General features: G+C 64.2%; 19 protein-coding genes. 10 read left to right on the top strand and 9 right to left on the bottom strand.

Going from position 1 to position 18,926, the window contains the following annotated elements; genetic code table 11:
• Positions 1 to 27 precede the first annotated feature (27 nt).
• Both AC1RLU_RS01345 and AC1RLU_RS01340 read right to left on the bottom strand, forming a co-directional pair.
• On the bottom strand, positions 28 to 1,062 hold the full coding sequence (locus AC1RLU_RS01345; protein WP_492793560.1) for a succinylglutamate desuccinylase/aspartoacylase family protein: 1,035 nt from the start codon (positions 1,060 to 1,062) through the stop codon (positions 28 to 30).
• On the bottom strand, positions 1,059 to 2,123 hold the full coding sequence (locus AC1RLU_RS01340; RefSeq protein WP_492793559.1) for a 1-aminocyclopropane-1-carboxylate deaminase/D-cysteine desulfhydrase: 1,065 nt from the start codon (positions 2,121 to 2,123) through the stop codon (positions 1,059 to 1,061). The genes AC1RLU_RS01345 and AC1RLU_RS01340 overlap by 4 nt, the downstream gene beginning before the upstream one ends.
• Positions 2,124 to 2,541: 418 nt before the next feature.
• Between AC1RLU_RS01340 and AC1RLU_RS01335 the strand changes: the two genes are divergently transcribed.
• The 3 genes from AC1RLU_RS01335 to AC1RLU_RS01325 are packed head-to-tail and all read left to right on the top strand — an operon-like array spanning position 2,542 to position 5,124.
• Positions 2,542 to 2,754, top strand: coding sequence for a RidA family protein (locus AC1RLU_RS01335; protein ID WP_492793558.1), 213 nt, complete (start codon positions 2,542 to 2,544; stop codon positions 2,752 to 2,754).
• A complete protein-coding gene (locus AC1RLU_RS01330) occupies positions 2,744 to 3,661 on the top strand; it encodes an SIS domain-containing protein (protein ID WP_492793557.1) in 918 nt (305 codons plus the stop codon). The genes AC1RLU_RS01335 and AC1RLU_RS01330 overlap by 11 nt, the downstream gene beginning before the upstream one ends.
• A complete protein-coding gene (locus AC1RLU_RS01325) occupies positions 3,658 to 5,124 on the top strand; it encodes a M81 family metallopeptidase (RefSeq protein WP_492793556.1) in 1,467 nt (488 codons plus the stop codon). The genes AC1RLU_RS01330 and AC1RLU_RS01325 overlap by 4 nt, the downstream gene beginning before the upstream one ends.
• A gap of 170 nt (positions 5,125 to 5,294) precedes the next feature.
• Here AC1RLU_RS01325 and AC1RLU_RS01320 read toward each other — a convergent pair whose 3' ends face one another.
• From AC1RLU_RS01320 to AC1RLU_RS01290, 7 genes are all read right to left on the bottom strand, one after another.
• The gene (locus AC1RLU_RS01320; protein ID WP_091856868.1) at positions 5,295 to 5,654 is read right to left on the bottom strand and encodes a RidA family protein; all 360 of its coding nucleotides are present in this window, start codon (positions 5,652 to 5,654) and stop codon (positions 5,295 to 5,297) included.
• A gap of 13 nt (positions 5,655 to 5,667) precedes the next feature.
• Positions 5,668 to 6,909, bottom strand: a complete 1,242-nt coding sequence (locus AC1RLU_RS01315; RefSeq protein WP_492793555.1) for an NAD(P)/FAD-dependent oxidoreductase — start codon at positions 6,907 to 6,909, stop codon at positions 5,668 to 5,670.
• Positions 6,910 to 6,914: 5 nt separating this feature from the next.
• Positions 6,915 to 7,673, bottom strand: a complete 759-nt coding sequence (locus AC1RLU_RS01310) for an amino acid ABC transporter permease (RefSeq protein WP_091856866.1) — start codon at positions 7,671 to 7,673, stop codon at positions 6,915 to 6,917.
• A complete protein-coding gene (locus AC1RLU_RS01305) occupies positions 7,633 to 8,394 on the bottom strand; it encodes an amino acid ABC transporter ATP-binding protein (RefSeq protein WP_282568644.1) in 762 nt (253 codons plus the stop codon). The genes AC1RLU_RS01310 and AC1RLU_RS01305 overlap by 41 nt, the downstream gene beginning before the upstream one ends.
• A gap of 43 nt (positions 8,395 to 8,437) precedes the next feature.
• Positions 8,438 to 9,232, bottom strand: coding sequence for a transporter substrate-binding domain-containing protein (locus tag AC1RLU_RS01300; protein ID WP_170843371.1), 795 nt, complete (start codon positions 9,230 to 9,232; stop codon positions 8,438 to 8,440).
• Positions 9,233 to 9,613: 381 nt separating this feature from the next.
• Positions 9,614 to 10,519, bottom strand: a complete 906-nt coding sequence (locus AC1RLU_RS01295; RefSeq protein ID WP_492793554.1) for a LysR substrate-binding domain-containing protein — start codon at positions 10,517 to 10,519, stop codon at positions 9,614 to 9,616.
• Positions 10,520 to 10,884: 365 nt separating this feature from the next.
• Positions 10,885 to 11,790 (bottom strand): LysR substrate-binding domain-containing protein, encoded by a 906-nt coding sequence (locus tag AC1RLU_RS01290; RefSeq protein ID WP_162766372.1) that lies wholly within the window; start codon positions 11,788 to 11,790, stop codon positions 10,885 to 10,887.
• Between the two features lie 128 nt (positions 11,791 to 11,918).
• On the opposite strand from AC1RLU_RS01290, the gene AC1RLU_RS01285 reads away from it, so the two are divergent.
• The 7 genes from AC1RLU_RS01285 to AC1RLU_RS01255 all read left to right on the top strand — a co-directional run bounded on the left by AC1RLU_RS01285 (position 11,919) and on the right by AC1RLU_RS01255 (position 18,867).
• A complete protein-coding gene (locus tag AC1RLU_RS01285; protein ID WP_142113413.1) occupies positions 11,919 to 12,767 on the top strand; it encodes an ABC transporter permease in 849 nt (282 codons plus the stop codon).
• Positions 12,764 to 13,816: an ABC transporter ATP-binding protein gene (locus AC1RLU_RS01280; RefSeq protein ID WP_492793553.1), complete on the top strand. Its 1,053-nt coding sequence runs from the start codon at positions 12,764 to 12,766 to the stop codon at positions 13,814 to 13,816. The genes AC1RLU_RS01285 and AC1RLU_RS01280 overlap by 4 nt, the downstream gene beginning before the upstream one ends.
• 43 nt (positions 13,817 to 13,859) lie before the next feature.
• On the top strand, positions 13,860 to 14,918 hold the full coding sequence (locus AC1RLU_RS01275) for an ABC transporter substrate-binding protein (protein ID WP_061970675.1): 1,059 nt from the start codon (positions 13,860 to 13,862) through the stop codon (positions 14,916 to 14,918).
• On the top strand, positions 14,915 to 15,802 hold the full coding sequence (locus AC1RLU_RS01270) for an ABC transporter permease (RefSeq protein ID WP_492793552.1): 888 nt from the start codon (positions 14,915 to 14,917) through the stop codon (positions 15,800 to 15,802). The genes AC1RLU_RS01275 and AC1RLU_RS01270 overlap by 4 nt, the downstream gene beginning before the upstream one ends.
• 224 nt (positions 15,803 to 16,026) lie before the next feature.
• Entirely contained in the window at positions 16,027 to 16,614 is a 588-nt protein-coding gene (locus tag AC1RLU_RS01265; RefSeq protein ID WP_492793551.1) for an isochorismatase family protein, read from the top strand.
• 16 nt (positions 16,615 to 16,630) lie between these two features.
• Positions 16,631 to 17,728 carry an alpha-hydroxy acid oxidase gene (locus AC1RLU_RS01260; RefSeq protein WP_091856858.1) on the top strand — a complete coding sequence of 366 codons (1,098 nt, stop codon included), beginning with the start codon at positions 16,631 to 16,633 and terminating at the stop codon, positions 17,726 to 17,728.
• Positions 17,725 to 18,867: an NAD(P)/FAD-dependent oxidoreductase gene (locus AC1RLU_RS01255; RefSeq protein WP_492793550.1), complete on the top strand. Its 1,143-nt coding sequence runs from the start codon at positions 17,725 to 17,727 to the stop codon at positions 18,865 to 18,867. Before AC1RLU_RS01260 ends, AC1RLU_RS01255 begins: the two co-directional genes overlap by 4 nt.
• Positions 18,868 to 18,926: the final 59 nt, after the last annotated feature.

Below are 18,926 nucleotides of genomic sequence, written 5' to 3'. Positions count from 1 at the left end.
AGGCCAAGGCCTCCCCTTCCCTCCCACTTAGGCAACACCGAGCAGATCGGTAGGGGTCGTATCCCGGCCAAGATGAAGAAGCACGTCGGCGGCGGAGCACATAGGCGGCACGCGGCGGCACACGACCACTCCATCGTCCGGTATCAGCAACGGCTCGGGCGCGCGGTCGGCGCGCTCGAAATCCCACAGCCACCCGGCCGTTTCGCCACCCCGCACCGTCTCGCCCAAAGCATGGGCAGGCTCGAAGGCCCCCCGTCCCGGCGCGCGCAGGAACCCTCGCGGCTCGATGGCCAGCAGGCGTGCCTTCGCGCACGGTGTTGCGACAGCATCGATCATGCCGAGATGAGTGAGAACGTTCTCGATGCCGGCTCGCGCGATCTCGACGGTCCGGGGGGTTACGCATCCGCCGCCGCCCAGCTCCGTCGCCATGGCGGGGATGCCTTGCTCCAACGCCGCGGAGACCAGCGTCGCGCTGGCTTCGGGGTGGCGCATCACCATCGCATGGGGCGCGCCGAAGGCCAGCATGAGATCCAGCGCACGCCTTGCCAGGGCACTGTCTGCGGGCAGGCGTCCAAAAGCGCATGGCAGATAGTCGAGCGTCCCGCCGCCGCTATGCAGGTCGACCACGCAATCTGCCAAGTGCAGCAGCAGTCGGAAGATGCCATCCGCGATCTGTTCCGTAGGCAGGCCGTCCGGCCGGCCCGGAAAACAGCGAGCCAGATTGACGCGGTCGATGGGGGACGTGCGCTTGGCCGCCGCCGATGCGGCGGGATTGGCCACCGGCAGCAAGATGACACGCCCGCGCAGCCGATCCGGATCGAGTGTCCGGGCCAGACGCGACAGCGCAAACTGCCCTTCGTATTCGTCGCCATGCAGCCCGGCGGTGCACAGCAATGTCGGCCCGTCGCCGCCTTTGACCACGATCACCGGAAGCGTGATACGACCATAGGCGGAGCGGTCGTGCGAGTGCGGGACGAAGAGGGCGCCGACGTGGCGCCCCGGCCGATCGAGTTCGACCTCCAGCCGGGCGGGGCCACCTGCTCTCGAGACGCCGCGTTTCATTGGTGGGCCGCGCGTTCAAAGGCGGATGCGTGCGTGAACAGCCCCGGCGTGCCACCGGAGTGCAGAAAGACGATGGAGGACGCCTTGCCGAGCAGGCCCTTCTCAGCTGCACCGATCAGGGCGGCCATGCCCTTGCCTGTATAGACGGGATCGAGCACCAGCCCTTCGAGCCGGCCAGCGGTCCTGACTGCGGCGACACTCGCGTCGGAGGGAATGCCGTAGCCTGGGCCGATCTCTCCGTCGACGATGTCGAAATCCTGCCCCGAGAGACGCGTCTCGATGCCCATCCACGCGGCGGCAATGTTGGCGGTCTCGACGATCCATTTGCGCAGTCGCGCCTCCGGCTGTTGGGCGCTGACGCCCATGACCCTGGTTGGAACGCCGAGATGCTTGAAGCCGAGCGCCAGCCCGGCAGCCGTCAGCCCGGAACCGCAAACCGCGACGACGCTGTCGGGGATCCGCCCGATCGCCTTGAAATCCTCGCGGAGCTCAGCGGCACCCGACATCCAGCCCGCGACACCGACATTGGCACTCACGCCCGTAAGCTGCACGACGAAGGGCAACCGGTCCTGTCTGCGGTAACGATCGGCGATCGCCTCGATTTCATCCTTGATGGCGGGGTGCCATGGGTCGGTCTCCTGGGTGAAGGTGACCTCCGCCCCGAAGATGTCGTCCAAGAGCAGATTGCCAACAAGCTCCGTGCCCATTTTGGCGCGCACATGCAGGTGGCAACCGAGGCCCAGCTTGGCGGCTGCGCCGGCCAGCGACCGGCAGAAATTGGACTGGCTGCCGGCCGTCGCAATCAGCATGTCGGCTCCGGCTGCGATCGCCTCGGCGAGGATGAAGTCGAGCTGACGAAGCTTGTTGCCGCCGAGCGCATAGCCGGCCATGTCCTCGCGCTTGATGTGGACGGAGGCGACGCCGAGATGCTTGGCCAGCCGCGGTGCCGGCTCGAAAGGCGTCGGCAGGCGAGCCATGGCAAGGCGCGGGCGGCCGGATACCGGATCGATCGAAACAGCAGACGGGCAAGGTACGAGCATCGCGGCGTCCTGCAAGGGCATCGGCGCTCGCCGAGCGCGATGTAGATAAATTACGGAAATGGTCTCGTCAACGCATCCGGAACCGGTGTAGGAAGGGCTGAGGCCGTCAGATGACGGGCCTCTCCCATGACGATCATGGCGTGGAGACGGGCGTTTTGACCAGCGTCTCTCGCATCTAAATTCGTTTGATCGGGCTGCATGAAGGCACAGGATACTTTTGAATTAAAAGGGAATTATGTATCTTACGGTGTCATCGCAACCTTGCTGTACGGCTCCAGGCAGCTCTGCGTAGTCCCGGACAGGAAGCTACCCGAAGCCATAGAGACAATCCAGGGAGTAAAATTACGGAAGCAGACGGGTACGCTGCTACGCGCCTCTGCCGGCTGCTGCCCCTCGCCCATGGAAGGCTGGTGCTGGGGTTGTCCGACCGGATCGCGACATGCGTTCGTCGGGCGGCTTCGTCAACGCCGATCCGGACTTCGTCGCGCCCGGGACTGCGATGAGTGGTGCATCCGATATGATAGTGGAAGTCATGGGCGCGTTCGGCCGGCATAGCCGCACCACCATTGGTGTCGAGACCCTCGCGCTGGGAGCCTGCATCGAGGTGGAAGGCTTTCGCGTTCGAATAGGGGAAGGGCATGATGACAGGTGAAGTGCCGGGAAATGGTCACGCGGGAGGCGACGACCGCTTCCTCGACATATTGACCGCCCGCAGGGCCGAGCTTTCGCCATCCGAGCGCCGGGTGGCAGAGTTTGTGCTCGATGCGCCGGACAAGGTCATCCATATGTCGATCGCGACATTGGCCGAAGAGGTGGGCGTCAGCCAGCCGACCGTGCTTCGGTTCGTGCGTACGATGGGGTTGGCCAGCTATCCTGAACTCAAGCTGCGCACCGGACAGAGCATCGTCGCCGGGACGCCTTATGTTCACAGCGAAGTCACCTCCAGCGACCCGCTCGACCAGATCGTCGACAAGCTTGTCGATTCCTCGATCTACGCGTTGACGATGCTGCGACGTTCCATCGACCAGACGGTGCTTGCGCGGGTCGTCGACATACTCGCCGACGCGACCCGCATCGATTGCTACGGTGCCGGTGCGGCACGCATCCTGGCCATGGAAGCCCAGCACAAGCTGATGCGCTTCGGCATCCCGGTCGTGGCGTATGACGACACGCACTTGCAGCGCCTTGCCGCCGCCACGCTGCGAAAGGGTAATGTGGCGCTCTGCTTTTCCCATACCGGCATGGTGCGCGACATCGAGGCGATGGCACTGAAAGCGCGCGAATGCGGTGCCACGGTCATCGCCATCACCCGGCCGGATACCGCGCTGTCGGCTGCGGCTGACATCGTCCTCGAGATCGACGCGCATGAGAACACCGAAATCTACACGCCGATGACGTCGCGCGTGGCCCATGCCGTGCTGATCGACATCATCGCGACAGCAATGGCTCTCCGTGGCGGGCCGGCGCTTTTCGAGCGCCTGCGCGAGGCGAAGAACAGCCTCGCCGATCTGCGCATTCCGCTGGCGGTGCCGGCAGGCCGCAGAAAGAGCAAGTCATGAGGGTCTTTGTCGCTTCGCTGGCGACTGAAACGAACACGTTCTCGCCAATCCGCATCGACCGCGGCGCCTTCGAAGATGCGTTCTACGCCCCGCCGGGCGAGCATCCCGAGACGCCCACTCTCTGTTCCGCACCCTTTGTCGCGGCCCGCAAACGCGCCAGTGAGCAGGGGTTCACCTTGATCGAGGGGACGGCGGCTTGGGCCGAGCCTGCCGGCCTGGTTTCACGGGAGGCCTATGAGGGGTTGCGGGACGAAATCCTGGGCCAGTTGCGCGCCGCGATGCCCGTCGACGTGGTGCTTCTCGGCCTGCATGGCGCGATGATCGCCGAGGGTTACGACGATTGCGAGGGCGATCTGCTTACTCAGGCCCGCGCCATCGCAGGAGGGGATGCGGTCATCGGGGTCGAACTCGATCCCCATTGCCATCTCACACAGGCGATGATCGACGCGGTCACGATCCTGGTCACCTTCAAGGAGGTGCCGCACAGCGATTTCTACGAGCGCGCGGAAGATATGGTGGATCTTTCCTTGCGCGCCGCCCGCAAGGAAATCACGCCGGTGATGAGTGTCCTCGACTGCCGCGCCATCGCCAACTTTCTGACCAGCCGCGAACCTGGCAGGTCCTTTGTCGACGACATGATCGCCCGTGAAGGCAGGGACGGCGTGCTGAGCATCTCCGTCGTGCACGGGTTTCCGGCGGCGGATGTCCACGACGTCGGCACCAAGGTCGTCGTCATCAGTGACGATGCGCCGGAAATGGGTCGATCCGTGGCGACCGAATTTGGTGCCCGTATCGTTGCTTTCGGCGCCAACCGCATGCCGTACATGCCCGATCCGGCCAAGGCGATCGACATGGCCCTCGCTGTGGCCGGTCAACCTGTCGTGCTTGCCGACCGCTGGGACAATCCGGGCGGCGGCGTGGCTGGCGACAGCACGTTCCTTGTTCACGCGCTGCGCGAGCGCGCGAACATCGATGCCGCGGTCGGGGCTCTGTGGGATCCGGTCGCTGTCTCGCTCTGCCTGGCGGCGGGCCCCGGTGCGCGCCTACATCTGCGCTTCGGTGGCAAGGCGGCGCCGAGTTCGGGCATGCCCGTCGATGCTGAAATCGAGGTCGTCGCGACCACACGCGATCTTGTCATTCCGTTTCAAGAGAGCCGTGTTTCCCTGGGGGCGGCGGCCTCGGTCCGGCTCGGCAAGCTTGATGTGGTGCTGGCAAGCAAACGCGCCCAGACGTTCCACCCCGCTGTCTTCGAATTGCTCGGGATAGAACTCTCGAAGAAAAAGATTGTCGCGGTGAAATCCGCAAGCCATTTTCACACAGCCTTCGCGCCGATTGCCGCCGATGTGATTTTCGTGAATTGCGGCGGCCCCTATCCGCCCGATGCCGCCGCAATACCCTACCGCCGCATTCGCCGGCCTATCGCTCCACTCGATACGGATGTCTCTCCGGTGTGGATGACGTAAGTCAAACATCCGGCCCTTGCCGCAGCGACCCCGGAAGGCCGCAATGCCAATGTTCCGTCCCGTCGTCGCTGCAGCTGGATGCCTGGCCGGATGGGCTCTTTGCCTCGTGACGCCGCTCGATGTCCGCTTTCGCGCAAGGAGCCGGACTCTGCTCCTGGCGCCGCGATTGGTTACTGCCGTGCTCGCGCCTGCATGACGAACTCGACCTTCATATCCGGATTGGTCAGTTCGGCGAAGAAGCAGGCGCGCGAGGGCGGGGTGATATCGCTCACCCATGCGTCCCAGAGCTCATTGAATTCGGCGAGATAGCGCTTGTCCGACAAAATGATGGTGACGAACAGGAGGTCGGCCTTGGTCGAGCCGACTTCCGCGAGCCGCTCCTCGACGCGCGCGAAGATCTGGCGCGCCTGCGTGACGACGCTTTCCGAGGTATCGAAGGGACGGTCCGGGGTTGCAGCAAAATAGGCGACGCCGTTGTAGATCGAGATCTTGCTGTAGCGCTTCTCGATCAGCTTGCGCTGGATTTCCATGGGAGTGCTCCTGTCAGAAACGGTGATGGCTGAACATGGCATGCTCCTCGCGGTGCCTGCCATGGAGGATATCATCGACGACGCGCGCCGTGCCGGGGGCGCCGCTCATGCCGTAATGGCTGTGCCCGAAGGCCATCACGACATCGCCATCGGCGGTGGCCGGGCCGATCACGGGCAGGCTGTCCGGCAGCGACGGGCGGAAGCCCGACCAGAGCAGCGGCTCGTCGTGCTTGATGCCCGGAAAGAGCTCGGCGGCGTGCTTCACCAGCTTTTGCGCGCGCCGCATGTCCGGCGGGGTGTCGAGCCCCGAGAACTCGACCGTGCCGGCGACGCGCAACCCCTGGCGCATCGGCGTGACGGAGAAGCCGCGATCCTTGAAGCCGATCGAATGCTCGAGCCGCACATTGTGGTTCGGCAAGGTCGCGTGATAGCCGCGCTCCGCCTCGAGCGGGATGCAAATCCCGAGCGGGGCCAGGAGCCTGCCCGACCAGATGCCGGCTGCAACGACGACGCGCCGGCATGCGATGGGATGAAGATTGGTGGCGAGTAAGATGCGGCCCGGGGCTTCCCGATGGATACGCTCGACCGAGCGTTGGACGATCCGGCCGCCCAGGCGCATGAATTCTTCGACGAGATGCGCGGAGATTTCGGCCGGGTCGAGCGTATAGCCGCCGCCGCGCACCAGCAGGCCCGTCTTCATCGCCGGCGTGACGTCGGGCACGAGTTCGCGCAGCCTGTCTCCGGACAGCGCCTCCGCTTCGATGCCATAGCGCTTGCGGATCTCGGCGCCGAGCGCCGCGGCCTTGGCGTTGCCCGGGCCCGACCAGAGCTGCAGCCCGCCATGGAAGCGCATGTTGCGGGCCATGAATTCGGAACCGAGCAGATGCTCCCAATCCGCCACGCAGTCGCGGTGCAGATAGTGCATCGCGGCCGCAATGCCGCGCACCCGCGCCGGCCGTCCGGCCATGATGTAGCGCAGCAGCCACGGCAGCGCGCGCGGGAAATGCCGGGGGGACACGAAGAGCGGCCCGAGCGGATCGCTCATCCAGCCCGGCACCTTGCGCAGGACGCCGGGTCCGGACATCGGCATCACGGTGGCGGGGCTGATGATTCCGGCATTGCCGAAGGAGGCCCGCCCTCCGGGCGGCAGCGGATCGAGCACAACCACCTGGGTTCCGGCGCGTGCCAGCCGCACAGCGATGGCCATGCCGACGACGCCTGCGCCGACGACCACCGTTTCGTCACGAAGTTGCATGGATCCTACCTGAAGTATTTCTCGCGGTACTTCTTCTCGAAGTATTCGGCGGCCAGGGTGAGCGGTACGATCGTTACGACGAACAGCACGGCGACGACGGTCAGCAGCTCGAGCGGCCTGAAGGTCCGCACACTGATCTGCTGGCCCAAATAAAGGAGCTCGGGGACGGCGACGTAACCGGCCAGCGTCGTGTTCTTGAGCACCAGGATGCACTGGTTCACCAGCGGCGGGAAAATCCGTTGGAAAGCGAGCGGCGCGACGATCCGCTGAAAGACCTGTCCGCGGGTCATGCCGACCGACTGCGCGGCTTCGATATGGCCACGGTCGATCGACTGGATGCCGCCGCGGAAAATCTCGGCGAAGAAGGCCGAACTGTAGATGGACAGCGCAATCACCACGGTAGTGAAGCCCTCGAGCTTCAACCCGGTGATGATCGGCAGGCAGTAGTACATCCAGACCAGCAGAACGAGCACGGGCACCGCCCGGACGACCGAGATCATGGTCGAGATCACCGGATAGACGAACGGGACCTTGCTGCCGCGCAGCAGCGCCAGGACGAGGCCCAGGATCATGCTGGTGACGATCGTGATCGCAGCGAGCATGACGGTGTAGAGCAACCCCCTCAGCAGGACGGCTCGGTAGTCCCAGACGATCGCGAAGTTCCAGTCGTATTCCATCTGTCCCGCCCGTCTTGCGGCCGCGGCAAAGCCGCCGGCGTCGCGTTCAGCCGTAGTAGTTGCGGACGAATTCTTGCGTTCGGGCATTCGCCGTCGCACCGAAGATGTGCGAGGGGGGCCCGATATCCGCGATCCTGCCCTTGTCGAGAAAGACGACACGGTCGCAGACATCGCGGGCGAAGCGCATCTCGTGCGTCACGATGATCAACGTCATGCCGTCGTTGGCGAGCCCCTGGATCACGGCGAGGACCTCGTTGACGAGTTCCGGATCGAGCGCCGATGTCGGCTCGTCGAACAGGATGATCTGCGGCTCCAACGCCAGCGCGCGGGCGATGCCGACGCGCTGTTGCTGACCGCCCGACAGGCGGCTCGGATAGGAATCCGCCTTGTCCGCGAGGCCGACGCGGGCGAGTGCGGCAAGAGCCTTTGCCTTGGCCTTCTCGCGCTCGATCTTCTGGACGACGACAGGTCCCTCCATCACGTTCTCCAGCGCCGTCTTGTGCGGCCAGAGATTGAAGTGCTGAAACACCATCGCCATCTTGCGGCGCTGCTGACTGAGCTCGGCCGAGGAGCGCGGCACATGCCTGTCGCCGACCTTCTTCACGCCGACGGTCTCGCCCTCGAGCAGGACCTCGCCCCGCGTCGGCGCCTCCATGTGGTTGATGCAGCGCAGAAGCGTCGACTTGCCCGAGCCGCTGGCCCCGATGAAGCCGACGATCTCGCCGGCCTCCACGGTCAGGTCGATGCCCTTGAGAACCTCGAGCGCGCCATAGGACTTGTGAACGTCGCGGATCGCCAGCAGCGTCAAAGACCGATCTCCTCTTCACTGTCCCGGACGGCCGGGAGCAACCTCATTTCGAGGGGTTGAGGAACTTGGCGCGGATGCCGGGGATCGTGCCGTCAGCGATCAGCGCGCCGAGCGAGACGTTGAGCCATTCCTGGAAATCGTGCTCGCCCTTGCGCAGGGCGAATGTCGAGTTCTGGCCGATCTCGGGCTTGGGGTAGCCGACATGCACATTCTTGCGAGCCTGGCCATAGCGCGAGAGGCTCGACTCCGTGCTGGCGAAATAGTCGACCCGACCGCTTTCGAGTTCGAGGATCGCGGCATCTTCCGTCTTCACGGCGACATAGGTCGCCTTGGGGATCAGGCGCTGGACCATGCGCATCGTCGCCGAACCGTCGGCCAGCGAGATCCGCACCTCCGGCTTGTTCAGGTCGGCCCAATTCGCGGCCGCGGCCTGTTTCTCGGCCGTCGCCGCCGCGAGCCCGACGCCGACGCGCGCGACCGGGATGGTAAAGCCGACGGCGAGCGCACGCTCCGGCGTGGCCGAATAGCCGCCGATCAGATCGAACCGGCCGGACTGCAGCCCGGCAGCAGCGGTGCCCCATTCGGTCGGCACATACTCGACCTTGACGCCGATGGCTCCGAACAGAGCCTCGACCGTCTCGGGAAAGATGCCTTCCCATTTGCTGCTCGCCAGGTCCTGCCGATAGGACGGAAACGCCTCGACCGCGCCGACGCGCACGACCTTCTGCGAGAGGATGCGAGCCATGTCCTTGCCGCCATCCTGAGCGGCGGCTGGAAGGGCTAGCGTCGAGATGGCCATGGTGGTCGCGACGGCAAGTTTCGTGATGAATCCGAACATTCCATCAATCCCCGATTTTTGCGCCGCCTTTGGCGGTCGATAGAATAGTGTCGGGTGCATCGCGTCACCGCGGTGGCGCGCCCGGCAGCGTTGCTTCGTTCACCCGGGCCGCAAGGCATGCCAAGGCGACCGCGAAGTCGTCAACTCGCGCACATCAAGGTATTTCCGTTTTATATCCCGGATAAACCTTGAATTGGCTCGAGAATTTGGCCTCAAGATCTCGATGAAATCGCCGAATTTCGATTTCGAGAGCCATGATATTCGATCAAGCGCGGCGCACTTGTCCATCGCGACGTTGGTTATGGATCATGGCCTCTGGTTATGGTCGAGGATCGCTGCACCGCCCAAAGATCGCGGGCTGTGGCCTTGAGCGCTGCGCAGCTAGGCGCCGCTGCCGAAGCTCTGCAACTGAGCGCGCATGGTCGCCCGCATCGCGGCAATAAGCGCCTGGACGTTGCGCCCCTGCGGTGCCCCATCGATCCAGATCGCATGGTACTCGAACCGGATTTCCGGCTCGAACGGGCGCAGCACGAGGCCTTGTCCGAGCCATGGCCGCGCGGAAAAGCAGTCGGCAAATGTGATGCCGATGCCGGCCCGCGCCATGGCTGCCGCGCCGATGATCAGCGGCATCTCGGCCACTTCCTTCGGCTTCACGGATGCCGCCGCCAGCACCTGATCGATCTTCTGCTGCTGCCCTTCATGCCGCGAGATCGAAATGAAGCGTTCTCCCTGCAGATCCGCTGGGTTGATGATCGCCTTCGCTGCGAGCGGATGCTCGGCTGATATGGCGCACATAACGCGGCTTCGCGCGATGAGCTGGCTTCGCACGCCCGGCGTCCGGCGAAAGCTCATGGCGAAGCCGACATCGGCATTGCGGGAGGTCACCATGGCGAGAACGCCGCCGGCATCGCGCGTCGTGACGAAGAGCTGGGCATCGACACCCGCGAGCCAGTCGGCTGCGGCGAACGGCAGAATCTCCTGGGCGATCATCGGGATGGCGGCGACGACGGTACGCGGCGGGCCGTCGCTGCGCAGACGCCCCACCAGGCGATTGATTTCTTCCATGCCGACGAACAGCCGTTCCGCTTCCTCGAACAGGCGGACGGCCCGTTCGGTCGGAACCAGGCGGTTCTGGACGCGGCTGAACAGAGGGAAGCCACACAATTCCTCTCCCTGTGCGATGAGCTTGCTGGCTCCTGGCTGGGTCAGTCCGAGCAAATGCGCGGCGCCGGTGATGCTCCCGGCGCGCATGACAGCCCTGAACACCTCGAGATGCCGATGTTTCACGCTCCCTCCATCCGTAGACGGCGTGTCTAAGGCATCAACAGGCATATGAATCTACTAAGTTTTGCCGAATCCAGCGCGACAGACTGGAAGTTGTTCGAAACGCCCGTGAGACGCTGTATCTTGAGTTGGATACCCATGGTGCCGTTGACGGTCCCCCTGCGGCCTTGACCATTCGGCTTTATGCCGGCCGAGGCGTCGTGAGGGATCTGAACATTCCCTTCGTACTGCCAGCGGCCGCCCCCTGCAGCGGCGCCCTCCAGAGCTGGCCACGTCCGCTCATGGTCGTTCCTCGATCTCTGTCGGCTGAGCGGCGTGAACCTGCCCATCTGCATCCGAGGTTCTTCTGAATCTCCTTCAACCCCCATTCAAGGGTGTGAAAGATTCCATCGTTCCAGGCAGTCTCGGAGATGGCGCAAGAAACTCTCGCGAACGGAGGAAGGAGGCTTCATTCGCGGACGCAGCAGTTTGATGTCCAGTACCACCTCGGGCCTGAAGGGTTTGATCACCAGATCACGATTGACGGAGGCCCGAGCCGTCATCGGCGCCACGACCGTCACCGCATTGCTGCATCGCACGAATTCACAGGCCGCCATCCCGAACTGGGTACTCGTCACCATCTTCCGCGCGATGTTTTCCTGCTCGAAAGCGCGATCCACCAGCTGTCGCACCCGATCGGTCTCTCCAAGCGAGATGAAGGCCTCGCCTTCGAGATCCCGGGGGACGATCACATCCTTGCCGGCGAGCCGGTGTCCTGATGGCAGGACGCAGACGGCCCGGCACTGCATGAGCGTCTCGGTCTGAACGGCAGGGCTGTCGGAGGCCAGCATGCTGATCGCGATATCCAGTTGCTGGGTGTGAGCGAGATCGAGAAGCTTCGGCGAGGTCTGCACATGCAGATGCACGCTGGTCTCAGGGCTGGTCTTCTGAAAGCTCGCAATGATCTCCGGGAGCAGCGTAAGCCCGAATGTGGCGATAGTCCCGATGGTGAGATGACCGCGGCGGGTGTTCTTGAGGTCCGCGGATACGCGACGCAGCCGCTCCATGCCGTTGAGGATCGCATCCACCTCCGCCAGGAAGATATGAGCCTCGGCCGTCGGCGAAAGCCGCTTCTTGTCACGCCTGAACAAGGGAAAGCCGACATCGCCCTCCAGCCCCGCGATGAGCTTGCTCACAGCCGGCTGTGACAGGTGCAGCACCCGGCTCGCACGAGAGATGCCGCCGGCGCGCATGACCGCGGAGAAGGCCTGAAGCTGGCGGGGGTTCATCGACATCGAGCAGTTGCCCCTTTGGAGACCCGATCTCCGAGCAGAATCATTCCCATTCGTTATCAACTCGGTCAAACAAATAATTTGACGCGATATTTTATCCCGTCCACGCTATAGCCCAACAGGGGATAAAGATGTCGGACACGGGGCCCAGCGCATCGTCGCTCGGATTGGCAGAAAAATTGGAATGGTTGGCGCGACCGGGAGCAACCGCTCTGGTTGTTTCCGGTATAATTACAGTTTTCGCTCCCCTGATCTTGACGGTTTACGTCAGCTTTTTCGACGACAAGGTCATTGTCTTCCCTCCTCAGGGGTATTCATTGGCGTGGTATGGATCGAGCATTCCTCAATTCATTTCTCCGCTTCTGACCAGCCTGAAGCTTGCATTACTGGCGGGCGGGCTGAGCCTGCTGTTCGGGGTCCCAGCCGGCATAGCCCTGTCGCGCTACCGGAATAGAGGCACGCAAGGGATCGGGACGCTGCTTCTGGCGCCGTTGACCATTCCCGGAATCGCGATCGGCCTCGCGATCTACGTGTTCGCGATCACCGTGGAGTTGCGCACGGAATTGCCTCTTGCCGGCAGCATGGCCCTGCTCGTCCTGGCCCATGTTCTGATCACGATCCCATGGGTCATCCGGATCTGCCTTGCCAGCCTGACGAACCATGATCGCGTGACCGAAGAGGCGGCCGCCAGCCTGGGAGCCTCGCCGCCCCGCGTGATCTGGCGCGTGACGCTTCCCGCCATGCGCAACGGCATCGTCGCCTCCGGCTTCTTCGCCTTCATCATCAGTTTCGAAAATCTGGAGATCAGCTTGTTTCTCGTCAGCCCCGGCATGTCGACCTTGCCGATCGCGATCCTGCAATATCTGGAATATCGGCTGGATCCGCTGATCGCGGCGATCTCCGTCCTGCAGATCGTCGGCATCGGTGCCATCCTGTTCGCACTCGGCAATTTCGCCAATCTCGGGCGGGTTGCGCGATGAGCACGCTCGACATCGAAAACGTCTCGAAATTCTACGGCACGATGTCAGCCGTCGATCAGTTCTCGCTCAATGTGCGGGCGGGCGAGATGGTTGCGCTTCTGGGCCCGTCCGGGTGCGGCAAGACCACGACGCTGCGGATGATCGCCGGTTTCGTCGCGGCGAGCCGCGGCGACATCAAGGTGTCCGGCAGAAGCATCGTCGATCTGCCGCCGCATAAGCGGAATATGGGCATCGTCTTCCAGAACTACGCGCTGTTCCCGCATCTCACTGCAGCGGCCAATATCGGCTTCGGCCTCGAGATGCGCGGCATCGGGCGGGCGGAAGCGTCCAGGCGCGTCGACGAGATGCTCGCTCTGGTCAAGCTGGACGGGCTCGGCGGCCGCCTACCGCGGCAATTGTCCGGCGGGCAGCAGCAGCGCGTGGCCCTGGCGCGGGCGCTCGCCATTCGACCCGACATCGTCCTGCTCGACGAGCCGTTGTCGAACCTCGACGCCTCCCTCAGGTCGGAGGTCGCTCGCGACATCCGCATCCTGCAGCGCGAGCATGGGTTCACCACGATCATGGTCACCCATGATCAGGACGAAGCCATGGCCATGGGCGATAGGCTCGTCGTGATGAAGGACGGTCGCATCCAGCAGACTGGCGACCAGGAGGATCTCTACGAGCGACCGGAAACGGCCTTCGTCGCGAGCTTCATCGGCCGCAGCAACCTGATCGAAGGCCATGTCGACGGGCAGCGCAACTTCGCCTTCGGAGGGGAACAGCCGCTCCTCCTCTCGTCCGACCGTCGCTCCGGCCCGGCGACGATGGCGCTGCGTCCCGAACGGCTGGCCCTGCGCGCGGGCTGGGAGGCGGGCAAGCTCACGGGGACGGTCGTGGTCGGCGTCTATCTCGGCGCGGTCGTGGAGCATGCGGTGCAGATCGCACCCGACAAGCGCATCGTCGTTCGCCAGGCTTCGGAGCCCGGCAACCGCCTGTGCCTGCCACCGGGATCGGAAGTCTCGATCGATTGGGACGGCAGCGCGGAGCGCGTCTTCGAAGCCTCGTAAACTTCAAAAAAGCAACCGTCACGAGCAACTACAGGGGACTGCCATGATCAAGAATACGACGTTCGATCGCATCTCCCGGCGAAACTTCATCGCAGGCGCATCGGCAGGAGCGGTCGCCGTACCGTTCGCGGGCCAGAGCTTCGCGCAATCGGGCGGCTCAGTCACGGTCGGGACCTGGGGCGGCGACTATGGCAGGCTGCTGCGGGAGAATGTCGATCCGATTATGGCGGACAAAGCCGTCAGGGTCGTCCAGGATGTCGGCGATTCCGATACCCGCATGGCCAAGACGATCGCCCAGCGCATTCTGCCGCGCGGTGCGGTGGATGTTCAGTGCTTCGACAACGTGAAGGCGCAGGCCCTGCGCAACGCCGATGCCCTGTTGCCGATCGATCCGGCCAAGCTGCCGAGCTGGAACGCGATCCGCCCCGAGGCGCGAGACCCCTACATCGTTCCCCACATCGTCAGCGCACAGGTCATCATTTACGATCCCGAGCAGGTTGACGAGCCGCCGACGGATCTCGATGCGCTTCTGAACCCGAAATACAAGGGCAAGGTCGGCGCCATCATCGCCAACTATTATGCGTTCCTGATGGCCGGCGCCCTGTATCGCGGCGGCTCGCTCGATGATTACGAGGCCGGAAAGAGCTATCTCAAGGACGTCAACGCCAACGGGCTGCGCCTCTATGCCCAGCCGGAAGCATTCACCCAGGCCTTCAAGTCCAAGGAGATCGCCATCGCGGTCATCTGGCAGGCCCGCTCGATCATGTGGCAGAACGCCGGTGTCCGGATCGAGTCGGCCTGGCCGAAGAGCGGCGCGATGCTCTACGTCTCCGGCTTGGTCATCCCCAAGAATGCCCAGAACAAGGACGCGGCCTACGCCTATATCGAGGCCGCGCTGCAGCCCAAGGCGCAGCAGGGCTTTGCCGAGAACATGGGCTACATGCCCTCGATCGCGAACGCCAACCTGCCTCCCAATCTGGCCAAGCGGCTGGAATTGCCGCCGGATGCGCCGAAACTGGTCTCCCCGGATCTCGACAAGCTCGCCCGCGAGCTTCCGGCAATGAGCGACTGGTGGAAGAAGAACATCGAGTACAAGGGATGACCCTGGCCGCAGCCACGCCCTTGCCTTCCGACCGCCGCGAGAAGGGACATCTCGCGGCCGCCAGCGCATTGCTGACACCGGCCACGGCCGTCGTGGCAGTGATGCTGGTGGCGCCGCTGCTGTTGCTGCTCCGCATGAGCTTCAACCGCTTCGATCCGACAAAGCTCATGGTCGAGGCTGCGACCACGGAGAACTACACGCGCTTCTTCGGCGACGCCTACTATACCGACGTCATGATCACCACCGTGGTCGTGGCGTTGAGCTCGACGGCGTTCTGTCTGCTCTTCGGCTTTCCGATCGCGTATCGGCTGGCCCGCTGGCAGAGCCGGTGGAAGAACGCGGTGATGCTGCTGATGGTGCTACCGCTCTTCGTCAGTAGCACCGTCCGTTCCATCGGCTGGATGGTTCTGTTCTCGCATGGCGGCGTCATCAACCTTGCCGCCACCAGCTTGGGCCTGGGCACGATGACGCTGATGCAGACGACCACGGGCGTCATCATCGGCATCATCTCCATCAACCTGCCCTACATGATCCTGACGCTGCAGAGCGTCGTCGAGGGAATCGACGAGAACCTGGAGCAGGCCGCCGAGAGCCTCGGAGCCGCGCCGGCCCGCGCCTTCTGGCGGATCGTCTGGCCCATGGCGTTGCCGGGGACGATGATCGCCGCAGTGCTCTGCTTCATCCTCGCGATGAACGCATTCGCGACGCCGGTGCTGATCGGCGGGCCGCGCTTCCACATGATGGCGCCGCTGCTCTACTGGGAGTTTACAGCGAACAACAACTGGCCCTTCGCCTCGGCTCTCGCTTTGATCCTGATGACGACGACGCTCGTCATGACCGTACTCGCCAACAAGCTGATCCTCGGACGCCAGGCGCGCGCATGAGCTCCGCCCGTGCCCGCGACCGAGCAGAGTTTCGAGCCATGATCTCGTGCCTCGACAGCCATTGCCGCGCTCCTCCCACCCGGCGCGATTGACGCCGAACCACTGCAGCAAAGCCCTCTACCACCCGGATTTTCGAAGCCTGCCGGCGCGGGATCGCGAGCCTGTGCCCGACGATGCTGCGGCAGCGATGTGCTCCGCCATCCCAATTCAGAAAGAGCCGATCCATGACCGACACCCTGTTCGACGCAAAAACCACCGCCCTCGTTTCCATCGACATGCAGACTTCCGTCGCGCATCACGCGGCCGCGCCGCACAGCGCGACCGAGGTCGTCGCCCGTATCGCGTCGATGATCGAACCTGCGCGGGCAGCGGGTGCCCTGCCCGTCTTCGTGCGCACGACCTTCCTGCCCGATGAGTCGGACAATCTGGGCCCCAACCTCGACGTCAAGCGGCCCCGCTACCCGCACCGCATCGAGAACTGGGATCAGCTCGTCCCGGAGATGGACAGGCGCACCAATGAGCCCGTCGTGAACAAGAAGAGCTTTAATGCCTTCTACGGCTCCGACCTCGACCTGCAGCTTCGGCGGCGTGGAATCAAGACGATCGTGCTGGCCGGGATCTCGACCAATTTCGGCGTCGAGGGCACCGGCCGGAATGCCTATGATCACGGCTACGACGTGATCTTCGTGCGCGACGCCATGGCCGCCGGCACTGCCGAGGCCCACGAGGCCTCTCTCAAATACGTCTTCCCCTATATCGGCCGCGTCCGCTCGACCGAAGAGATCATCGCCGCCTTCAAGGCGCAGGCCTGAGACGAAAGTCACCATCATGAGCAAGCCCGAGCAGCGGCTGGACGACCGCTACCGCACCGATGAGAAGTACACGACGCTTCGCGGCATCCATGCGCAGGCGCGGCGGCAGCTTTCGGAGATCGACTGGAATTATCTGAATTGTGGAACCGGCGACGAGGTCACGCGCGAGGAGAACACCAGCGTCTTCGATCGGATCAGGTTCGATACGCCGTTGTTCGCCGGGATATCCAACCCGGATACGCGAACGAACCTGCTGGGGCACGACCTGAGCTTCCCGGCGCTGATCGCGCCTTTCGGCGGCGAAGCCGTGTTCCATCCCGACGGCCATTGCGCCATCGGGCGGGCGGCCGAGGCCGCCGGTATCAAGCAGATGGTGCCGGCGGCGTCCTCGTTTCACCTGGAAGAGGTGGCGCAGGCGTCAGGCGTGGCCAAGATTTTCCAGATGACCTTCGTCGGCGATCCGGAAGGCGTCCTGCAGATGATCGGCCGCGCCAGGGCGGCCGGCTACACTCATGTCTGCGCGACCTATTCGCCGATCCGTCAATGGCGCGAGCGCATGATGGAGGACCGCTTCTCCCCGCGCGGCGAGAAGGGGCCGTCGAATTTCGGCCCAGGCCTGTCCGATCCGGCAAATCTGGTCGAGTTGCTCGATTTTGCCGAGCCGCGCTGGGGTTGGAAGCAAGCCGCCGACGTTATCGCCCGCAGCCCGCTTCCCTGTATCGTCAAGGGCGTCCAGAGCGTCGCCGACGCGCAGGCGGCGCTCGATGCGGGAGCCGTCGCGCTCTATGTCTCCAACTACGGAGGCCGGTCCATCGATCGCACCCTGACGACACTGGAGATATTGCCTCATATTCGCGCCGCGGTCGGAGCCGAGGTTCCGATCATCTTCGACTCCGGAGTGCGGCGAGGCAGCGATATCGCCACCGCCATAGCGCTGGGTGCCAATGCCGTCGCTCTGGGACGCCTCGTCGCGTTCGGCCTGGCGGCAGATGGCGAGTACGGGGTACGACGCACGCTGGAACTCGTGAAACGCGAATTCTGGACGACCCTCGGCCATCTCGGCTGCTCCAGCGTCGCCGATCTGTCTCCCCGAATTTTCAGCAGGTCGCCATGAAAATCGTCGTCATCGGCGCTGGAGCGATCGGCGCGAACATCGCTTACAGGTTGGCCGTCGGCAAAGCCGATGTCGTCGTCGTGGACGCTGCGCGTCCCGCATCCGGCACAAGCGCTGCCTCGATCGCCTATCTGTCGACCTTTCCGCAGGCGAGTTGGGACGAGGATCCCGGCCGCGCCCGCCTCAGGCTCCAGCTCAACGACACCTTCGACCAGCTCCAACAGGAAATCGGCCCGGGGTGGTTGCACTGGACCGGCACCTTGACCTGGGGCTTGCCGGAGGAGCGGGCCAAGATCGCGCGCGACCTCGCCATCTGCCGCGAGCGCGGGCTCGACCTCAAAACGCTCGATGGTGGCAAGGCGCGCGGCATGGCGCCCGGCGTTCTGTTCGCTGACGACGACGAGGTCGTCTACGAGGCGCGATCCGGCTGGGTCGATGCCCCCGCCATGGTAGCGACATTGCTCGATCATGTCCGAAAACTGGGTGGCTCGGTGCTGACCGACCAGCCGGTCTGCGCGGTCCTGCGGCACGCAGGCAAGGTTACCGGCGTCCTGCTTCGAGACGGCTCCGAGATCGCTGCCGACGCGGTGATCAATGCCGCAGGCAGTTGGGGCAGCCACATCGCCGCACTGGCCGGCGCGACTCTGCCCCTCGAACTCGTTCCCGGCCTTGTGGTTTATACCGAAGCCATCCCTGGCCTACCCAGGCAGATCATCGGCGCACCGAGCTGGATGAGCCGGCCGGATCCCGAAGGCGGGTTGGCCATTCATTGGCGCGGAGAGGCCCTCACCAGCGTCCACGGTGCCAACGGCCCATCTCCACAGGGCATCCTGGAGGATGTTGCGGAGCTCATACCCGCCCTGGCGGGCACCGCCGTCGCCGCCAGCCGCATCGGCATCCGTGCCATTCCTCACGGAGGCCCGGTCATCGGCGAACTGCCCTGGCTGCCCGGCTTCTACTTTGCCGTTTCCCATGGCGGAGTCGGCTGGGGGCCGATGTGGGGCCGGCTCGCCGCGCGTGAGCTTCTTGAGCGGGAGATCGTGCCGGAGTTGAACGCGATGCGGCCGGCTCGCTTCTATATCCAGAAGGCTTCGTTCGGACGCTTCGCCGACGATGCTGAACAGCGCACGGACGCTTAGTATCGATCAAGTTCACTGGCCGCTGAGCAACCGCGCCTTTGAAGGTAATCACGTTGAAA

The organism is Allobosea sp. GW822-FHT05A11, assembly GCF_058800455.1.
Note: the sequence above shows the minus strand (reverse complement) of the source record. Positions and strands in the feature narration are given on the sequence as shown.